This window comes from Pseudomonas sp. (assembly GCF_026224925.1).
In the GTDB taxonomy this organism is placed as follows: domain Bacteria; phylum Pseudomonadota; class Gammaproteobacteria; order Pseudomonadales; family Pseudomonadaceae; genus Aquipseudomonas.
Window position 1 is genome coordinate 1 of record NZ_JAMFRV010000462.1, and the last position, 17,941, is coordinate 17,941.

Genomic DNA, 17,941 nt, shown 5'->3' on the forward strand with positions numbered 1-17,941 from the left:
CATCGCGCAAGGCTTCGGCGATCTGTTTACGCTGGGTGATTTGCTGTTGCAGGTTGCGGTTAGCTTCGAGCAGCTCATCGGTGCGTGCGGTCACGCGCTGCTCTAGTTCGTCGTTAAGTTGCTGCAGACGTTGCTGGGCGAGTTTGCGTTCGGTGATGTCGGCGACGAAACCCTCCACCAGCCCTTCCTGATCGGGCTTGAGCAACAGGTTCATCAGCACATCGAGGCTGCTGCCGTCCTTGCGCCGTAGCTGGGTTTCATAACCGTGCAGGCTGCGTTCGGTTTTGAGGATTTCGCCGATGTTGGCCAGCTCCTTGGCACCGCCGACAAACAGGTTGCTCGCCAGGTCCGCCAAGGAGAACAGCACCTCCTGCGGATCGTTGTAGCCGAGCATCCGCGCCAGCGCCGGGTTCGCGGCGCGCATGCCTTCCAGCAGGCTGGCCTGAAAGATCCCGTGCACGGCGTTTTCGAACAGCCATTTGTAGCGATTACGCTCGGCTTCCAGCTCATCCAGACGCGCGGAGAGTTCCGGGTAATGGCTCTTGCGCGCCGAGTGGCTGCCTAATCCGAGCAGTCCGGCCAGCGCCCGTTGTTGCTCGTCAGAGGGCTTCGCCATAGACGACCTCGACATCACGTTGACTGGATTCGCGGGGGTTGGTGAGGATGCACGGATCATCCATGGCATGTTGCGAAAGGAACGGAATGTCCGCCGTTCTGACGCCGTGCAAACCCAGGGTTTCGTGGAAACCGATCGCATGCTTGAGGGCGATCAGATGCTCGACCAGACGTCCGCAAATCTGCCGGTGATTGAGGCCACGGCAATCGATGCCGAACGTCTCGGCGATCACTTTGAAGCGATCCGGCGCCGAACTGTAGTTGAACGCCACCACGTGCTCCACCAGCACTGCGTTGCACAAGCCATGAGGCAAGTCGAGAAAACCGCCAAGGCTGTGCGACATGGCATGCACCGCACCGAGAATTGCGTTGGAAAAAGCCAGTCCGGCCTGCATGCTGCCGAGCATGATTTTCTCGCGCAGGGCGATGTCCGTCGGGTTGGCGATCATCTGCACCAGGTTGCCATTGATCAGGCGCATAGCCTCCAGCGCATGCGGGTCGGTCAGCGGCCCGTGACCGGTGGAAACAAAGGCTTCGATGGCATGCACCAACGCGTCGATGCCGGTACAGGCCGACAGGAACGGGTCCATGCTCAGGGTGGTTTCCGGGTCGATCAGCGACACATCCGGCACCACGGCTTTGCTGACGATGGAGAACTTCATGCGCTCTTGCTGGTTGGAAATGATCACGAATTGCGAGACGTCCGCCGAGGTGCCGGCGGTGGTCGGAATCAGGATCAGCGGTGGGCTGGGCACGCGGATGGTGTCCACGCCTTCGAACTCGAGGATGTTGCGCCCGTGAGCAACAACAATGCCGATACCCTTGCCGCAATCCATCGGGCTGCCGCCACCGACGGCCACGATCACATCGCAGTGGTTTTCGCGGTACAGCTCGGCACCGAGCATGACTTCCTCGACGCGAGGGTTGGGCGAAACGTCGCTATAAAGGAAGTAATCGATGCCCTGGGCTTGCAGGCTGGCCTCGACATCGGCAACCCAACCCGCGGCAATCACCCCGGGGTCACTGACCAGCAGGACCTTGCGGGCGCCAAAGGTCTTGGCACAGTTGCCGACGTTGTGCCGGCAACCGGCACCGAAGATGATTTCAGGAGAAACAAATTTACGCAGTTGGCTGAGACTTTGGCTCATTGGAAAGCCTGTTTTTATTGTTTTGGAAGGTAGAGCCCACACTAGCGCATCCGGCTGCGAATGCAATCAGACCAATGGGTAGCACGATCTTATATCCACCGCAGATCAACGGTGGGAGCTATCGAGTCATCCGCGATAGATCAGCCGCGAAGCCTTTTCATTACGCAACGTCAGGTGCCCCATGCCCTGCCCCGGGGCGTCGGCTTCCTCGCGGGCCTTGAGAATTACCCCGTGGTGCGGTGACTTGCTGCACACCGGGTCGGCATTTTCGGCATCGCCGGTGAGCATGAATGCCTGGCAGCGACAGCCGCCCAGATCCTTGTGTTTTTCATCGCAGGAGCGGCACGGCTCTTTCATCCAGTCGTCGCCGCGAAAGCGATTGAAGCCGAAGGAGTCAGTCCAGATATGTTCGATGCTGTGCTCACGCACGTTGGGAAACTGCACCGGCAACTGGCGGGCGCTGTGGCACGGCAACGCGGTGCCGTCCGGGGTGATGTCGAGAAACAGGTTGGCCCAGCCGTTCATGCAGGTTTTCGGGCGCTCTTCGTAATAGTCCGGGGTGACGAAAATCAGCTTGCACGGGTGGCCCTGCGCCTCAAGCCGCTCGCGGTATTCGTTGGTGATGCGCTCGGCACGCTGCAATTGTTCGCGGGTCGGCAACAGGCCGACGCGGTTGAGTTCGGCCCAGCCGTAGAACTGACACGTGGCCAGCTCGACGAAATCCGCCTCCAGCTCCAGACACAAATCGATGATCCGGTCGATCTGGTCGATGTTGTGCCGGTGGGTGACGAAGTTCAGCACCATCGGGTAGCCATGGGCTTTCACCGCCCGGGCCATTGCGAGTTTCTGGGCGAAAGCCTTGCGTGAGCCGGCGAGCATGTTATTCACCGCTTCGTCGGCGGCCTGGAAGCTGATCTGGATATGGTCGAGCCCGGCAACCTTGAAGTCGCGGACCTTCTGCTCGGTCAGGCCGATGCCTGAGGTGATCAGATTGGTGTAGTAACCCATGTCCCGCGCGGCTTTGATCAGTTCGGCCAGGTCCTGACGCACCAACGGTTCGCCGCCGGAAAAACCCAACTGCGCGGCGCCCATCTCCCGAGCCTCGCGGAACACCCGAATCCACTCTTCGGTGCTCAGTTCCTCGCCTGATTGAGCAAAGTCCAGCGGGTTGGAGCAATACGGGCATTGCAGCGGGCAGCGATAGGTCAGCTCCGCCAGCAGCCACAACGGCGGCCCCGGAGGCGAATCATTCGATCCAGAATTGCGCATGGGCCACCTCCAGAAACGTCAGCACATCCTCGTCAATGTCCGGCACGCCGGGAAAAGTCGCCGTCAGTTGCTCAATGATCGCCGCGACGTTGCGCTGGCCGTCCACCAAAGTGAGGATCTGCCCGGCGCTGGCATTGAGTTTGATCATACCTTCGGGATACAGCAGCACGTGACAGTCCTGACGCGGTTCCCACTGCAAACGAAAACCCTGACGCAAGGCCGGTGACTGCTCGCGGTTGATCAGGCTCACAGGGCAATCCCCCGATGCCAGACTTTCTCGGTGGTGACGCTGTGATACGGCGGGCGTTCCAGCTCGTAGGCCATGCTCATGGCGTCAAGCATGCTCCACAACACATCGAGTTTGAATTGCAGGATTTCCAGCATCCGCTGCTGGCCTTCGACGGTGACGTAGTGGGCCAGGGTAATGCGCAAACCGTGCTCGACATCGCGCCGCGCCTGACTCAGCCGGGTACGAAAATAATCGTAGCCGCCGACGTCAATCCAAGGGTAATGGGTGGGCCAAGCGTCGAGTCGGGATTGGTGGATCTGCGGTGCGAACAGCTCGGTCAGGGAACTGCTGGCCGCTTCCTGCCAGCAGGCGCGCCGGGCGAAATTGACGTAAGCGTCCACGGCAAAACGTACACCGGGCAGCACTAGTTCCTGAGAGAGAATCTGTTCTCGATCCAGCCCCACCGCTTCCCCAAGGCGCAGCCAGGCTTCGATGCCGCCTTCACTGCCGGGCGCGCCATCATGGTCGAGAATCCGTTGTAGCCATTCCCGACGCACGTCACGGTCCGGGCAATTGGCGAGAATCGCAGCGTCCTTGAGCGGGATGTTGACCTGGTAATAGAAGCGGTTGGCGACCCAACCCTGAATCTGCTCGCGACTGGCGCGGCCGGCGTACATGGCTTGGTGGAATGGGTGATGGATGTGGTAGTAGGCGCCTTTGGCGCGCAGAGCAGCTTCGAATTCGGTGTGGGACATCGGGGTATCAGTCATTGCGGTTCTCCGGGGAATCTTTGGTGTCTGATCCGGCCTCTTCGCGGGCAAGCGCGCTCCTACAATTGCCCCGTATTTGCTGCGCGACAGTGCGGCGAAACGGGGTAGTCGCTACAACACGATGTCCATGCCGTCGAACGCAACCTCAACGCCCCGCCGCTTCAGCAACGCCCTTTCGGCCGAGTCTTCATCGAGGATCGGGTTAGTGTTGTTGATGTGAATCAGCACCTTGCGCTGGCGTGTAAAACCCTCCAACACCTCAAGCATCCCGCCCGGCCCGCTCTGCGGCAGATGCCCCATTTCACTGCCTAGGCTCTGGCCGACTTCGCACACGCGCATTTCGTCGTCGCGCCACAAGGTGCCGTCCAGCAGCAGGCAATCAGCGCGTTGCATCCAGTTCAAGACTTCTTCGTCAACTTGCCCCAGGCCCGGCGCATAGAACACCGAAGCGCCGTTGCGCAGGTCTTCGATAAACAGGCCGATGGTGTCGCCCGGCTGCGGATTACCGCGATTGGGCGAGTACGGCGGCGCGTTGCTGACCAAGGGAATCGCGGTAAATTGCAGGTGCTCGCAGGCGGCGATGCTGAACGGTTCACGCTCCAGCCCAATCGGTTGCCACTGCAATCCGCCGTTCCAGTGTTTGAGCATGGTGAACAGTGGAAAACCGCTGCTCAAATCCTCATGAACCCGCTCGGTGCACCACACCGAATGCGGGCACCCTTCGCGCAGGCTCAACAACCCGGTGCAATGGTCAATCTGACTGTCCAGCAGGATCACCCCGGCAATCGCCGTATCGCGTAATCGACGCGCCGGCTGCAATGCCGGGAAACTCTCCAGCTGGGCACGAATGTCCGGGGAAGCATTGCACAGCACCCAATCCACACCGTTGTCGCTCACCGCAATCGAGGACTGCGTGCGCCGTTGAGCGCGCAGGCTGCCGTTGCGCACCGCGGCGCATTGGCGACAGTTGCAGTTCCATTGCGGGAAACCACCGCCAGCGGCGGAACCGAGAACACGGATGTGCATGAGCAATGCTCCAAAAGGCAGGCCCGGCCAACGCATCGGCTGGCCGGGTGATCAATCAACGGTTGGCGAAATACATCGTCACTTCGAAGCCAATACGCAGATCGGTAAACGCGGGTTTAGTCCACATGGGTTAATCCTCTTCTTGTGCCGGGCAATTCCGGTAAAGCCATTAATGCACGGGGCGCCAGCAGCCCGAATGCTACTTTCGAAGGAGGTGGCGGCGTGCGTTGGTAGGGGGTGTAACGAGAACATCAAACACACACATCTATGGTTTCTGAATGACCCCATATCCGAAGTCATCCCGAGATTCGGTGGGATCTGTGGATTGCCCTCAAACAGAGAATTTCCCACAGATTTTTCGGCGCTTTTACCAGGGCTAGAAGAACCCCATCGGATTGATGTCGTAGCTCACCAGCAGGTTTTTGGTCTGCTGATAGTGATCAAGCATCATCTTATGGTTTTCACGGCCGACCCCGGACTTCTTGTAGCCACCGAACGCAGCGTGGGCCGGGTACAGGTGGTAGCAGTTGGTCCAGACACGCCCGGCCTTGATCGCCCGGCCCATGCGGTAGGCGCGGTTGATGTCGCGGGTCCAGAGGCCGGCGCCGAGGCCGAACTCGCTGTCGTTGGCAATCGCCAAGGCTTCAGCTTCGTCCTTGAAGGTGGTAACACCCACTACCGGACCGAAGATTTCTTCCTGGAACACGCGCATTTTGTTGTGGCCCTTGAGCAGGGTCGGCTGGATGTAATAACCCGTCGACAAGTCACCCTCAAGACGTTCAGCCGCACCGCCGATCAGCAGCTCGGCGCCCTCCTCCTGGGCAATTTTCAGGTACGAGAGGATCTTGTCGTATTGCTGTTCGGACGCCTGGGCGCCGACCATGGTTTCGGTGTCCAGCGGGTTGCCGCGTTTGATCTTGACGATCTTCTTCATCACCTCGGCCATGAACGGCTCGTAGATTGATTCCTGCACCAGCGCCCGGGATGGACAGGTGCAGACTTCGCCCTGGTTGAAGAACGCCAACACCAGGCCTTCAGCGGCTTTCTCGATGAACTGAGGCTCGGCGCTCATGATGTCTTCGAAGAAGATGTTCGGCGACTTGCCGCCCAGTTCAACGGTGCTTGGAATGATGTTCTCGGCGGCACAATGCATGATGTGCGCGCCCACCGGGGTGGACCCGGTGAAAGCGATCTTGGCGATGCGCTTGCTGGTGGCCAGCGCCTCACCGGCTTCGCGGCCGAAGCCCTGAACGATATTCAGCACGCCGGGCGGCAGCAAGTCGGCAATCAGCTCAGCGAAGACCATGATCGACAGCGGAGTTTGCTCGGCGGGCTTGAGCACCACGCAGTTACCGGCAGCCAGGGCCGGAGCGAGTTTCCACGCAGCCATCAGCAGCGGGAAGTTCCACGGGATGATCTGCCCGACCACGCCCAACGGCTCGTGGAAGTGATAGGCAGTGGTCAGCTCGTTGATCTCGGCGGCACCACCTTCTTGCGCGCGGATGCAGCCGGCGAAATAGCGGAAATGGTCGGCGGCCAACGGCACGTCGGCGTTGAGGGTTTCGCGCACGGCTTTACCGTTGTCCCAGGACTCGGTAACGGCGAGGATTTCGAGGTTTTGTTCGATGCGGTCGGCGATTTTCAACAGCACCAGGGAGCGGTCCTGCGCCGAGGCTTTACCCCAGGCATCGGCGGCGGCATGGGCGGCGTCGAGAGCCTTATCGATGTCGGCAGCGCTGGAACGCGGGAACTCGGCGATCACTTCACCGTTGACCGGCGAGGTGTTGGTGAAGTATTCGCCATTGACCGGCGGGACGAACTCACCGCCGATGAAGTTGCCATAGCGCGGCTTGAAGGAAACGATGGCGCCGGGTGTGCCAGGTTGTGCGTAGATCATGGTGGGCCTCTGTCTGGGTCGGTGCCTGTTGAGCAAACAGGCGATGAACCGATAGTAAAGAGCCCCGCGTGCCAGACGAATGCACCGTTGGCAGGGGGACTCTCGTTATTTGGTAGTAGGTTGATCAGTGGCGGTGATCAGTGCTTAGCCACGACCAAATCCTTCGGCAACTTGAAGGTCCAGAGCATCCCGCCCTGGTTGAAGTCCTTGATGCGCTTGGCTACTTCGCCGCCCCATAACGGAACTGCGCCCCCCCAACCGGACAGCACCGAGACGTACTGTTCGCCGTCCATTTCCCAGGTTATAGGCGAGCCGAGGACGCCGGAGCCGGTCTGGAATTCCCAGACTTTCTCGCCGGTCTTGGCGTTGAACGCCTGCAGGAAACCCTCCGGCGTACCAGTGAATACCAGGTTACCTTTGGTGGTCAGCACTCCACCCCACAGCGGCGCGTAGTTCGTGTGGCGCCAGACTTCCTTGCCGGTTTTCGGGTCGATGGCACGCAGCACGCCGATGTAGTCTTCGTTCAGCGGTTTGATGGTGAAACCGGCCCCGAGGAACGCGGCGCCTTTCTTGTAGGCGATGGCTTCGTTCCAGATGTCCATGCCCCACTCGTTGGACGGCACGTAGAACAGCCCGGTGTCCTTGTTGTAGGCCATCGGCATCCAGTTTTTCGCGCCGAGGAACGCCGGGGCGACGAATACCGAAGTGCCTTTGGCTTCAGCGCCTGGTGCGCCAGGACGGCTAGCTTCGTTGTAGATCGGCCGGCCATCTTTATCCAGGCCGCTGGCCCAGGTGATCTTGTCCACGAACGGGAAGCCGCGGATGAACTTGCCGTTGGTGCGGTCCAGCACGTAGAAGAAGCCATTACGGTCAGCGGTGGCGGCGGCTTTAATTTCTTTGCCGCCTTCGGTGTAGTTGAACGAGATCAGTTCGTTGACGCCGTCATAGTCCCAACCGTCGTGGGGCGTACTCTGGAAGTGCCATTTGATCGTACCGTCGTCCGGGTTCAACGCCAGGCGCGACGACGAGTAGAGGTTGTCGCCAGGGCGTAAGTGCGAGTTCCACGGCGCCGGGTTGCCGGTGCCGAACAGCAGCAGATTGGTTTCCGGGTCGTAGTAACCGCCGAGCCAAGGCGCCGCGCCGCCGGTTTTCCACAGATCGCCGGGCCAGGTTTTGCCCGCTTCGCCACCGGAAATCCCGTTCTCGATCGCTTTGCCGTCTTTGTAGACGTAGCCCATATGGCCTTCGACGGTTGGGCGGACCCACAGCAAGTCGCCATTTTTCGGGTCGTAGGCAGAGATTTTGCCGACCACTCCGAACTCACCGCCGGCCACGCCGGTAATCAATTTACCGTTGACTATCAACGGAGCGGCGCTGATGGAATAGCCTTCCTTGTGGTCGGCCACCTGCTTGCTCCATACCACTTTGCCGGTGTCTTTGTTCAAGGCCACGAGCTTGGCGTCGAGGGTGCCAAAGAACACCAGGTCGCCATACAACGCCACGCCACGGTTGATCACATCGCAGCACGGGCGAATGTCATCGGGCAGGCGTGCATCGTATTGCCAGAGTTTTTTGCCGGTGCGAGCATCCACCGCGAACACCCGCGAGTAGGAACCGGTCATGTACATCACGCCGTCCTTGATCATCGGCTGCGCTTGCTGACCGCGCTGTTTTTCACCACCGAAGGAAAACGCCCAGACCGGCCGCAGCTCCTTCACGTTGTCGACGTTGAGGGTGTCCAGCGGACTGTAGCGCTGACCCTGGACGCCCAGACCGTTGGTGACGATCTGCTCCGGGTTCTTGGGGTCCTGGAGGATGTCTTGATCAGTGACGGCTGCCAATGCCGTGCCAGACAGCAGCATGGCACTGAGCAGCACACTCAAGACGAAGGGTTGGCGACGTGCGGGTTGGGTCATGACGGCTACCTCTGCGGTTTTTATTATGCCCGGGGAGTTTTCCCGGTCTGATGCAGATTCTTGGGCGCCGGCGCCCTTGCAACAATTGCCCGCAATGCGGAGATTGCTAGTTCCTTAGTACCGGGTCGGAGGAGATGGGCACGATAAAATCTGTGGTCTACACCAATCACCTGAGGGGGGCCGCGCTGTCGCGCAGCAAACACAGGGCAAGCGCGCTCCTACAGTTTTGTGGATTGCCCAGATCCGGTGGCACGCGGAGATTCAGTGGGCCCGAACTTGTTCGGGAAGCAGACGACGCGGTTTATCAGACATGCCGCGCGCTACCTCGCGAACAAGTTAGCTCCCACCGGGATCTGTTGGATTGCCCTCAAACATAGAATCGCCCACAGGGGCCACGGTGCTCACTTGTCCGCGTTCGAATCGACACGTGACATCTGCCCACGCTCGTAACTCGGGTACAGATGACTAACGCTGCGGATCAGTTCGTAGCGGCTCAGGCTGATGCCCGCGAAGCGCTCGGGGATGGGGCTGCGGATCATCTCGGACATGTCGCTGCCGTTGGCGGCGCCGTCGCGCAGGAGTTGGTCGAGCCAGGTGAGGTAGTCGCGCATCTGCTCGAAGGGTTTTGAGTCCATGGCAACCGGGCCATGGCCGGGCACGATCAGCGTCCAGGGCAAACCTTGCAGGGTGGCGATGTCCGCCAGCCACACAGACAACCCCGGACTGTTCGGGGTGGTCAGCGCCCGCTGATAAAACACCAGGTCCCCGGCAAACAGCACCCCGGTTTGCTGGTCGAGAATAGCCAGATCCGCGCCGGTATGGCCACTCAGGCCTAGCAGCTGCAGATCGTGGTTCCCAAAACTTCGCACGCCAGGTGTCAGCGTCTCGGTCGGCAACACCACTTCGGTGCCGCGCATCCAGTCGCCCACTAGGCGGTACATGTTCTCAGCCATGGCATCACCCTGCTGATGCAGCAGCTCGGTGGTACCAGCCAGTGCACCTATTGGCACGTCGGTGAACGCCTGATTGCCCAGTGCATGGTCAGGGTGATGGTGGGTCAACAGCACTTCGATCACCGGTTTGTCAGTGACGGCGGCAATGGCCTTGCGCATCGCTTCGCCGTAACGTTTCGACGGCCCGGTGTCGATCACCACCACCCCGCGCTCGGTGACGATGAACCCGGTGTTGACGATATTGCCACCGTTGGCCTTGGCGAAATTGTCGGTGCTGCCTTCCAGCAGCCAGGTGTCTTCGGCGATTAGCCGGGGCTTGAGCGAGTATTCAAGCTCTGCCAGCGCCGGCAGGCTCAAACCGATCCACAACAGTAGCATCCAGCGCATGACGCGCTCCTTGGGTCAGGGTATGGCCGCATCGAATTGATTGCCGCTGTTGTCGCGCAGCAACAGGCGCGTCTGCCCTGCCCCTTCGATGTCGAAGGCCAGGTTGGGGTTCTCGCTGACGGCGGGAAACAGCTCCAGCGTGGCCAGCAGCTGATTGTTCTGATCCCGCAGTTCGGCGTGGTTAATGAAAAATTCCGGGATGCCACTGACCATGCCGTTGTCCATCGGGTGTGCCACCTGCAAGCGCAAACGACTGAACTCGCCACGGGGATAACGACCGCCCAGCACCTCACCGATGTGTTCTTCCCAACCCGGCTGGGTGCGCACCACGCTCGGCGCCGTACAACCGCCGCCCGCTGCATCGATCAGGGTCGAACCAACATGCCACAGCCCATCGCGGGTCAGCACCGCCGCGCGCAACGGCGTGGCCTGCTCAATGCGGATACGGATCGACAGCCACGGCAGCACCCGATCCAGCGGTTGGAAATCAACAATTTTCGGCAACGGGTTGAGTTCGGCCCAGGCGAGAATCTTCACTACCTCGCCCTTGAACGCCCGAGCGTCGATTTCCAGCGGCACCTGGCGTGCATCTTCGGCGAAGGGCGGCGCCAGCAGCTTGACCCGCTGGTCGAACACGAACGGGGCATCGCCAAGCATCCGCTGGTGATAGAAGTCCCACATCACCGACGGCACCGGGTCTTTACCCGGATCGATGTCCACCGCGTGGGCGACCATGGGCAACCAACAGGCCAGTAGACAACTCGCTCTCCAGTTCACTATTGATACATCTCAGGCACTTCATATTGCAGGCCGTAACGGGCATAGATGGCTTGCACCGAGCCCTCGCGGATCAGGCTTTCCAGCGCCTCCTCCACGGCATACGACAATTGACGGTTACTTTCATGCACCGCCATGCCGATCTCCCAGCGTTGCTTGCCCATGTTCGGGTAGGCGTTTTGCGCCAGTGCCACTTGCGGATCGTTGGCTTCATGCACCTGCCAGTCGACCTCGCCGCGCAAGGCCATCACTGCATCCACTTCACCGGCCTTCATCGCGGCAAAGGCCTGGGGTACACCGGGGTAGTGATGGGTATTGGTGGCGAGCATGCCGTTGAACACCGAGGTCAGGTAGAACGACGGCACGCTGTCGACTTCGACGCCAATCGGGTGTTGTTCGAACACCGCGACACTGCCCACCGAATCCAGACGACGACGGTCATAAGCGACTTGCCATTGTTCGTTCTGATACGGGCCGAACATCACCACATGATCGTTTTCCAGCTCGCCGAGCTCGTTGCGCTTTTGTGAGTAGTCGCGGTCATACGGCACGCGCATCATCAAGTCCACCAGTTGCTGGTTGTGCAACTGGCTGCTGCGCCAAATGTAATCGCGCAGGTCGTCGTCGAGCTTCTCGCCGGCCGGCACCCAAGTCAGCTTCAACTGCACACCGAGCGCTTTAGCCAGCGCTTGTGCGAGTTCGACATCAACCCCTCGTGACTGGCCGCCGTCTTCAAAACTGTAGGGGGCGAAGTCTTTGTATACCGCCACTTTCAGCTCCCCGGCGGCAATCATTTGGTCATAAGTACGAACCTGCGCCTGCGCCACCTGGCAGCACAGCAACACAGCACTGATCAACACAGCGAGCAGGCGCATGGGTTACTCCTCAGCGTGCACGCTGTCGAGGTAGGTACGTACCGCCCACAAGGCTTCCTGACTCAGGTAATCGGCCATCTTCGGCATATAGACCCGACCGTCACGCACGGCACCGTTACGCACGCGCTGGACAAACCATTCATCACCGGCGTCGCCGGCATCGAGCAGGCGTAAATCGGGGGCAATGCCACCGGACTTGGCTTCCAGGCCATGGCAAGCCGCGCAGTTCTGGTTGTAGGCCGAAGAGCCGATTTCCACTGCTTTATCGTGCTGTGGCGAGTTGCGATACGGATTCACCGCCGCCCAGCCATCGACATCGACGGGTACGCCAGCGTCCTTGATCGGGGTCAGGCCCGGGGTTTCCACCGCTTGCGGTACCACGTTGCCGTGGGCCCAGACAGAACCTGCGCTGATAAAACCGGCCAGAAGCCCGGCAACAAGCAAGGCGTTGCGTTTTGTTGTCATTGTTATGCCCTCAGGGTTGCACGCAAAACCTCTTGGCAGAGGCTATGGCACCCATCTTAGGAACCGCATTGCCCCAGCCCCATGCTGCTTTGGTGGCCGCCGTCTAGTCCCTTGGTAGTAGGGCTTGTGGCCCACCGCCCGAGACGAGTTACGACCTTGGTACTGGCTCTCCGATACTTTCTGCATATTTCCTCTGCCCCGCAGGCTTCCTATGCTGGCGCTACCAGTAATGGAGTGCCCTATGCGCCAGCTTGCCCCTTATGCCTTGATCTACCTGCTGGCGATTGCCTGCACCACCGGGCTGGCGACCCAGAGCCAGGCCGCCGACGCGCCGTTGCAGGTACGGATCGGCTATCTGGGCTATCGCCCGGATCCGGGGCCGCTGCTGTCCAATGTCATTCCCGAACCCACCGATGCAGGGCTGCGCGGCGCCGAGCTGGCGATCACCGACAGCAACAGCACCGGACATTTCCTCAATCACAGCTACAGCCTGGTCAGCGCCAGCGTCGACACGCCGGATGCACTGATCGAAGCCGCCAAGGCCCAACACGAACAAGGTCTGCGCCTGTTTGTGGTGAATGCGCCGGTGGAAACCCTGCGCCAACTTAGCGCCGCACTGCCCGACAGTTTGTTGTTCAACGCCGGCAGCCCGGATGACAGCCTGCGCACCACCGACTGCTTGCCGAACGTGCTGCACACGCTGCCGAGCCGGGCGATGCTGGCCGATGCGCTGGCGCAATTTCTGGTGGTACGCAAATGGCAACGGGCGCTGCTGATCGTCGGCCCGACCCCGGACGATCAAGCCTATGCCGCCGCCCTGCGCCGCGCCGCTAAACGTTTCGGCCTGCAACTGGTGGCGGAAAAAGCCTGGAGTTTCGACAACGACCAGCGCCGCAGCGCCCAGGCCGACATGCCGCTGTTCACCCAGACCGCCGAGTACGACGTGGTGTTGGTGGCGGATGAACGCGGCGACTTCGGCGAATACGTGCCCTACCAGACCTGGTACCCGCGCCCGGTGGCCGGCACTCAAGGCCTGACCCCGGTGGGCTGGCACAAGACTGTGGAAACCTACGGCGCCGCCCAGTTGCAAAAACGCTTCGAGGCCATGGCTGGGCGCTGGATGAACGACCGGGATTTCGCCGCCTGGATGGCCGTGCGCAGCATCGCCAGCGCCGTGAGCAAACTGCGCCAGACCGACCCAATGGCGATCCGTACGCTTGAAATCAGCGATCAATTACCGCTGGACGGTTTCAAGGGTCGCAAACTCAGTTATCGCCCGTGGAACGGCCAGTTGCGCCAGCCGATCCCCATCGTCCAGCCCCGGGCGCTGGTCACCACGTCGCCCCAGGACGGTTTTCTGCACCCGTTCAACGAGATGGACAGCCTGGGCTATGACAAGCCCGAAGTAACCTGCCGCTTTCCCTGATTTTTCTTCCACAACAACGACAATAAAAAGGAATCCACCATGCGCCGTACCCTGCTCTCATGCGCCCTGCTGCTTGCCGCCGGGCACGCCGTGGCCAGCACCGCCTGGATCTCCAACGAAAAGGACAACAGCCTGAGCCTGATCGACATGCAGACCCTGCAGGTCACCGCCACACTGCCCGTCGGCCAGCGCCCGCGCGGTCTGTTGCTGTCCCATGACAGCAAGCTACTGTACATCTGCGCCAGTGACTCGGACCGGGTCCAGGTGATGGACGTGGCCACGCGCAAGATCATCAAGGAGCTGCCGTCCGGCAAAGACCCTGAGCAATTCGCCCTGCACCCCAACGACCGCTGGCTGTACGTCTCCAACGAGGACGATGCGCTGGTGACGGTGATCGATACCCAAACCTCCAAGGTGCTGAGCCAAATCAATGTCGGCGTCGAACCCGAAGGCATGGCCGTCAGCCCGGACGGCAAGTGGGCGGTGAACACCAGCGAAACCACCAACATGCTGCACTGGATCGATACCAGCACCCAGACCCTGGCCGACAGCATTCTGGTGGACCAGCGACCGCGCTTTGTCGAGTTTTCGCCGGACGGTTCGCAACTCTGGGCCTCGGCGGAAATCGGTGGCACGGTGACGATTCTTGACGTGGCGACCCGCAAAATCCTCAAGACCGTGTCCTTCCAGATCAAGGGCGTGCACCCGGACAAGGTCCAGCCGGTGGGCATCAAGCTCAGCGCCGACGGCAAGTACGGCTTCGTCGCCCTCGGCCCGGCCAACCATGTGGCAGTGGTCGACGCCAAGACCTTTGAAGTGCTTGATTACCTGCTGGTGGGCCGACGCGTCTGGCAGATGTCATTCACCCCGGATCAAAAGCAATTGCTGGCCACCAACGGCGTCAGCGGTGATGTGTCGGTGATTGATGTCGACAGCCTCAAGGTCACTAAATCGATCAAGGTCGGGCGTTATCCGTGGGGCGTGGTGGTCACGCCATGAGTGCGCTGGAAGTCAGCGACCTGAGCTTCGCCTATGGCGCGAAGGAGGCCTTGCGCCAGGTGAGTTTCAGCCTCGCGCCTGGGCGTTTTGCAGCGTTGCTGGGGCCGAACGGTGCGGGTAAATCAACCCTGATTGCGTTGCTGACGCGGCTCTACGATTTGCAGCGTGGGGATATCCGGGTCGGTGGCTGTTCGTTGCGTAATGCACCGCGCCCGGCACTCAAACAATTGGGCGTGGTGTTTCAACAAAGCACCTTGGACCTGGACCTCAGCGTCGAGCAGAACCTGCGTTATCACGCCGCGCTGCACGGCATGTCCCGGCGCCAGACCGGCCTGCGGGTCGAGGCCGAACTGGCGCGCCAGGCGCTGACCGAACGCCGTCGCGAGCGGGTGCGCGAACTCAATGGCGGCCATCGGCGCCGGGTGGAGATCGCCCGAGCGTTGCTGCACGAACCGCGCTTGTTGCTACTGGATGAAGCCAGCGTCGGCCTCGACCCGGCCAGTCGGCTGGCGCTCAATCAACACATTCGCAGCCTGTGCCGCGAGCAGGACATCAGCGTGCTCTGGACCACTCACCTACTCGACGAAGTTCAGGCTAGCGACGACTTGTTGATCCTTCATCAGGGACGTCTGGTGGCCAGCGGACAAGCCGACGCCCTGAGCCTGGAACACGGCGGCGACCTCGGTTCGGCGTTCGCCCGCTTGACGACATCAGGAGCCGTACGATGAATGCTTATTGGCAGTGCTTCAGCGGCATCGTGCTGCGCGAATGGCTGCGTTTTGTGTTGCAGCGCACGCGGTTTCTCAGCGCGCTGGTGCGGCCGTTGTTGTGGCTGCTGGTGTTCGCCGCCGGTTTTCGTGCGGCGCTGGGCATCGCGATCATCGAGCCTTACGACACCTACATTCCGTACGAGGTGTACATCATTCCGGGGCTGGCCTGCATGATCCTGCTGTTCAACGGCATGCAAGGTTCGCTGTCGATGGTCTACGACCGGGAGATGGGCAGCATGCGCGTGCTGCTGACCAGCCCCCTGCCCCGGACCTTCCTGCTGTGCAGCAAACTGTTGGCGACGTCGCTGATTTCGTTGTTGCAGGTGTATGCCTTTCTGGCGATTGCCTGGGTCTACGGCGTGCAACCACCGGCCCTTGGGCTGCTGATCGCGTTGCCGGCGTTGTTACTGGTGGCATTGATGCTCAGCGCGCTGGGGCTGTTGCTGTCGAATGCGATCCGCCAGTTGGAAAACTTTGCCGGGGTGATGAACTTCGTGATCTTCCCGCTGTTTTTCCTGTCGTCGGCGCTGTATCCGCTGTGGAAAATGCGTGAGTCCAGTGAGTGGTTGTACTGGTTATGCGCACTGAACCCGTTCACTCACGCGGTGGAGGTGGTGCGGTTTGCCTTGTACGAGCGCTTCAATCCGCTGGCGCTGGCGGTGTGTGTGGGGTTGACGCTAGTGTTCGTGCTGCTCGCGGTACTCACCTTCAACCCGCAGCACGCGGCGTTGCGCAAGGCTGGCTAGCAGCACATTTCCCCTGTGGGAGATGCCGCATCGTCGCGCAGAAAACAGGTATGCGATCTACGTGTTGTGGTGATGCCGCCGGCACTAATGTCCAGGTCGCCCAAAATACTGTGGGTATGTGTATGGCTGAAACTGTTGGGTGGGTTGAATACCGAACGTATATCTAAGATAGATGCCACGCTAAAATTACTACTTTAGTACTGGTTTACCTGTCTATGGTCGCATTCCAATCGCACCGGTACTGGCATGTAATGGGCTCATAACTATAAGGATTGAACCCCATGCCGCGTGCCCGACGTCGTCTGCTACGTTTTTGCCTCGCGGCTCTGTCGCTTGGCCTGCTGCTGAGCACTGCGCACGCCGAAACCCCGCTATTCTCCGCAGATGGTTACCGCATCGGCCTGTACCGCAGCCCGACGCCGAATCAGCTGCAAGGCGCGTCCATCATCGACACAATCGCCTTGCAAGCCCTGCTCAGCCAAACGCCGCGCCCGGTACTGATCGACGTTTACCGTCGCCAATGGCTGCAAGGGCGCTTCATCGAAGACCAGCCCCACGAGAACCTGCCCGGTAGCCACTGGCTGGCCAATACCGGCGACGGTGACCTGACGCCCGATTGGCAGGCCTACTTTGCGCGTAATCTGGATCAACTCACCGACGGCGACCGCCAGCAATCGCTGGTCTTCTACTGCCGCTCCGATTGCTGGTTGAGCTGGAATGCGGTAAAACGCGCCGCCGCCATGGGCTATAAGTCAGTGTATTGGTATCGCGATGGCCTGGATGCCTGGCAAGCGGCGAACCTGCCCGTTACGCCGGCCCAGCCCGAGCCCTTTCCCTGACTAAACGCTTGCAGGTTGTTGCCCCACCCAAAAACAAAATAATGAGGTGAATGGCTGTGTACAAAATTCTGATTGCCGACGATCACCCGCTGTTTCGCGAAGCCATTCATAACGTCATCAGCGACGGTTTCCCCGGCAGCGAAGTGATGGAAACCGCCGACCTGGACAGCGCCCTGTTGCTGACCCAGGAACACGACGACCTGGACCTGATTCTGCTGGATCTGAACATGCCCGGCATGCACGGCCTCAACGGCCTGATCAATCTGCGCAACGAGGCACCGACCATTCCGGTGGTGATCGTTTCGGCCGAACAGGATAAACAGATCGTGCTGCAAGCCATCACCTACGGCGCGGTGGGTTTCATCACCAAATCCTCGCCACGGCTGCAGATGACCGAAGCCATCCAGCAAATTCTCAACGGCAATGTGTACTTGCCGCCGGACATCATTCGCACGCAAAAAAGCGGCACCCACCGCCGGATGAATGACAACCCGAGCTTCCCGCCGGAACTGCTCCAAGCCCTGACCCGCAAGCAATTGCTGGTACTTGAACGCATGACCAAGGGCGAGTCGAACAAACAGATCGCCTACACCCTGGAAATCGCCGAAACCACGGTCAAGGCCCACGTCTCAGCGATCCTGCGCAAACTCAACGTGCACAATCGGGTGCAGGCGATCTTGAGCGCCGGGGATATTGATTTCGGGTCTTATTTGCGGCGTTGAGACCGAGTCGCCTTCATCGCGAGCAAGCTCGCACCACCGGGATCTGCGAATTGCCCCAACTTCTGCCCCGTGCCGAGAACCCTGTGGGACCGAACTTGTTCGGGAAGCAGAC

The 17,941-nt window shown here is 60.5% G+C and carries 19 protein-coding genes; 6 read left to right on the forward strand and 13 right to left on the reverse strand.

Features of this window, described 5'->3' with window-relative positions; genetic code table 11:
* The 13 genes from M0974_RS19850 to pedF form a co-directional block, all read right to left on the reverse strand.
* Nucleotides 1-616: PAS domain S-box protein (locus M0974_RS19850; protein WP_297840600.1), on the reverse strand; the 616-nt coding region annotated here is incomplete at its 3' end.
* The gene (gene ercA / locus M0974_RS19855) at nucleotides 600-1,763 is read right to left on the reverse strand and encodes an alcohol dehydrogenase-like regulatory protein ErcA (protein WP_297840603.1); all 1,164 of its coding nucleotides are present in this window, start codon (nucleotides 1,761-1,763) and stop codon (nucleotides 600-602) included. The genes ercA and M0974_RS19850, both read right to left, overlap by 17 nt.
* Before the next feature lie 126 nt (nucleotides 1,764-1,889).
* Nucleotides 1,890-3,032, reverse strand: a complete 1,143-nt coding sequence (pqqE, locus tag M0974_RS19860) for a pyrroloquinoline quinone biosynthesis protein PqqE (protein ID WP_297840605.1) — start codon at nucleotides 3,030-3,032, stop codon at nucleotides 1,890-1,892.
* On the reverse strand, nucleotides 3,010-3,282 hold the full coding sequence (gene pqqD, locus M0974_RS19865; RefSeq protein ID WP_297840608.1) for a pyrroloquinoline quinone biosynthesis peptide chaperone PqqD: 273 nt from the start codon (nucleotides 3,280-3,282) through the stop codon (nucleotides 3,010-3,012). Before pqqD ends, pqqE begins: the two co-directional genes overlap by 23 nt.
* Entirely contained in the window at nucleotides 3,279-4,031 is a 753-nt protein-coding gene (gene pqqC / locus M0974_RS19870) for a pyrroloquinoline-quinone synthase PqqC (protein ID WP_297840610.1), read from the reverse strand. The genes pqqD and pqqC overlap by 4 nt, the downstream gene beginning before the upstream one ends.
* Nucleotides 4,032-4,142: 111 nt before the next feature.
* Complete coding sequence (pqqB, locus tag M0974_RS19875; RefSeq protein ID WP_297840613.1) at nucleotides 4,143-5,057, reverse strand: pyrroloquinoline quinone biosynthesis protein PqqB; 915 nt, start codon at nucleotides 5,055-5,057, stop codon at nucleotides 4,143-4,145.
* A 55-nt stretch (nucleotides 5,058-5,112) separates the two neighbouring features.
* The gene (gene pqqA, locus M0974_RS19880) at nucleotides 5,113-5,184 is read right to left on the reverse strand and encodes a pyrroloquinoline quinone precursor peptide PqqA (protein WP_003253598.1); all 72 of its coding nucleotides are present in this window, start codon (nucleotides 5,182-5,184) and stop codon (nucleotides 5,113-5,115) included.
* A gap of 249 nt (nucleotides 5,185-5,433) precedes the next feature.
* On the reverse strand, nucleotides 5,434-6,954 hold the full coding sequence (locus M0974_RS19885) for an aldehyde dehydrogenase family protein (protein ID WP_297840615.1): 1,521 nt from the start codon (nucleotides 6,952-6,954) through the stop codon (nucleotides 5,434-5,436).
* Nucleotides 6,955-7,091: 137 nt separating this feature from the next.
* Nucleotides 7,092-8,870 (reverse strand): PQQ-dependent methanol/ethanol family dehydrogenase, encoded by a 1,779-nt coding sequence (locus M0974_RS19890; RefSeq protein ID WP_297840618.1) that lies wholly within the window; start codon nucleotides 8,868-8,870, stop codon nucleotides 7,092-7,094.
* Between the two features lie 401 nt (nucleotides 8,871-9,271).
* Complete coding sequence (locus M0974_RS19895) at nucleotides 9,272-10,210, reverse strand: quinoprotein relay system zinc metallohydrolase 1 (RefSeq protein ID WP_297840621.1); 939 nt, start codon at nucleotides 10,208-10,210, stop codon at nucleotides 9,272-9,274.
* Between the two features lie 15 nt (nucleotides 10,211-10,225).
* On the reverse strand, nucleotides 10,226-10,987 hold the full coding sequence (locus M0974_RS19900; RefSeq protein ID WP_297840623.1) for a quinoprotein dehydrogenase-associated SoxYZ-like carrier: 762 nt from the start codon (nucleotides 10,985-10,987) through the stop codon (nucleotides 10,226-10,228).
* Nucleotides 10,987-11,862: an ABC transporter substrate-binding protein gene (locus M0974_RS19905; RefSeq protein WP_297840626.1), complete on the reverse strand. Its 876-nt coding sequence runs from the start codon at nucleotides 11,860-11,862 to the stop codon at nucleotides 10,987-10,989. The genes M0974_RS19900 and M0974_RS19905 overlap by 1 nt, the downstream gene beginning before the upstream one ends.
* A 3-nt stretch (nucleotides 11,863-11,865) precedes the next feature.
* Nucleotides 11,866-12,327, reverse strand: coding sequence for a cytochrome c-550 PedF (gene pedF / locus M0974_RS19910; protein ID WP_297840629.1), 462 nt, complete (start codon nucleotides 12,325-12,327; stop codon nucleotides 11,866-11,868).
* A 241-nt stretch (nucleotides 12,328-12,568) separates the two neighbouring features.
* Between pedF and M0974_RS19915 the strand changes: the two genes are divergently transcribed.
* From M0974_RS19915 to M0974_RS19940, 6 genes are all read left to right on the forward strand, one after another.
* On the forward strand, nucleotides 12,569-13,753 hold the full coding sequence (locus tag M0974_RS19915; protein WP_297840632.1) for an ABC transporter substrate-binding protein: 1,185 nt from the start codon (nucleotides 12,569-12,571) through the stop codon (nucleotides 13,751-13,753).
* 39 nt (nucleotides 13,754-13,792) lie between these two features.
* A complete protein-coding gene (locus tag M0974_RS19920) occupies nucleotides 13,793-14,752 on the forward strand; it encodes a YVTN family beta-propeller repeat protein (RefSeq protein WP_297840636.1) in 960 nt (319 codons plus the stop codon).
* Nucleotides 14,749-15,480: an ABC transporter ATP-binding protein gene (locus M0974_RS19925; RefSeq protein WP_297840638.1), complete on the forward strand. Its 732-nt coding sequence runs from the start codon at nucleotides 14,749-14,751 to the stop codon at nucleotides 15,478-15,480. Before M0974_RS19920 ends, M0974_RS19925 begins: the two co-directional genes overlap by 4 nt.
* On the forward strand, nucleotides 15,477-16,268 hold the full coding sequence (locus M0974_RS19930) for an ABC transporter permease (protein ID WP_297840640.1): 792 nt from the start codon (nucleotides 15,477-15,479) through the stop codon (nucleotides 16,266-16,268). Before M0974_RS19925 ends, M0974_RS19930 begins: the two co-directional genes overlap by 4 nt.
* 281 nt (nucleotides 16,269-16,549) lie before the next feature.
* A complete protein-coding gene (locus M0974_RS19935; RefSeq protein ID WP_297840643.1) occupies nucleotides 16,550-17,107 on the forward strand; it encodes a PQQ-dependent catabolism-associated CXXCW motif protein in 558 nt (185 codons plus the stop codon).
* A gap of 56 nt (nucleotides 17,108-17,163) precedes the next feature.
* Nucleotides 17,164-17,829, forward strand: a complete 666-nt coding sequence (locus M0974_RS19940; protein WP_297840647.1) for a response regulator transcription factor — start codon at nucleotides 17,164-17,166, stop codon at nucleotides 17,827-17,829.
* The last annotated feature ends 112 nt before the right edge of the window (nucleotides 17,830-17,941 follow it).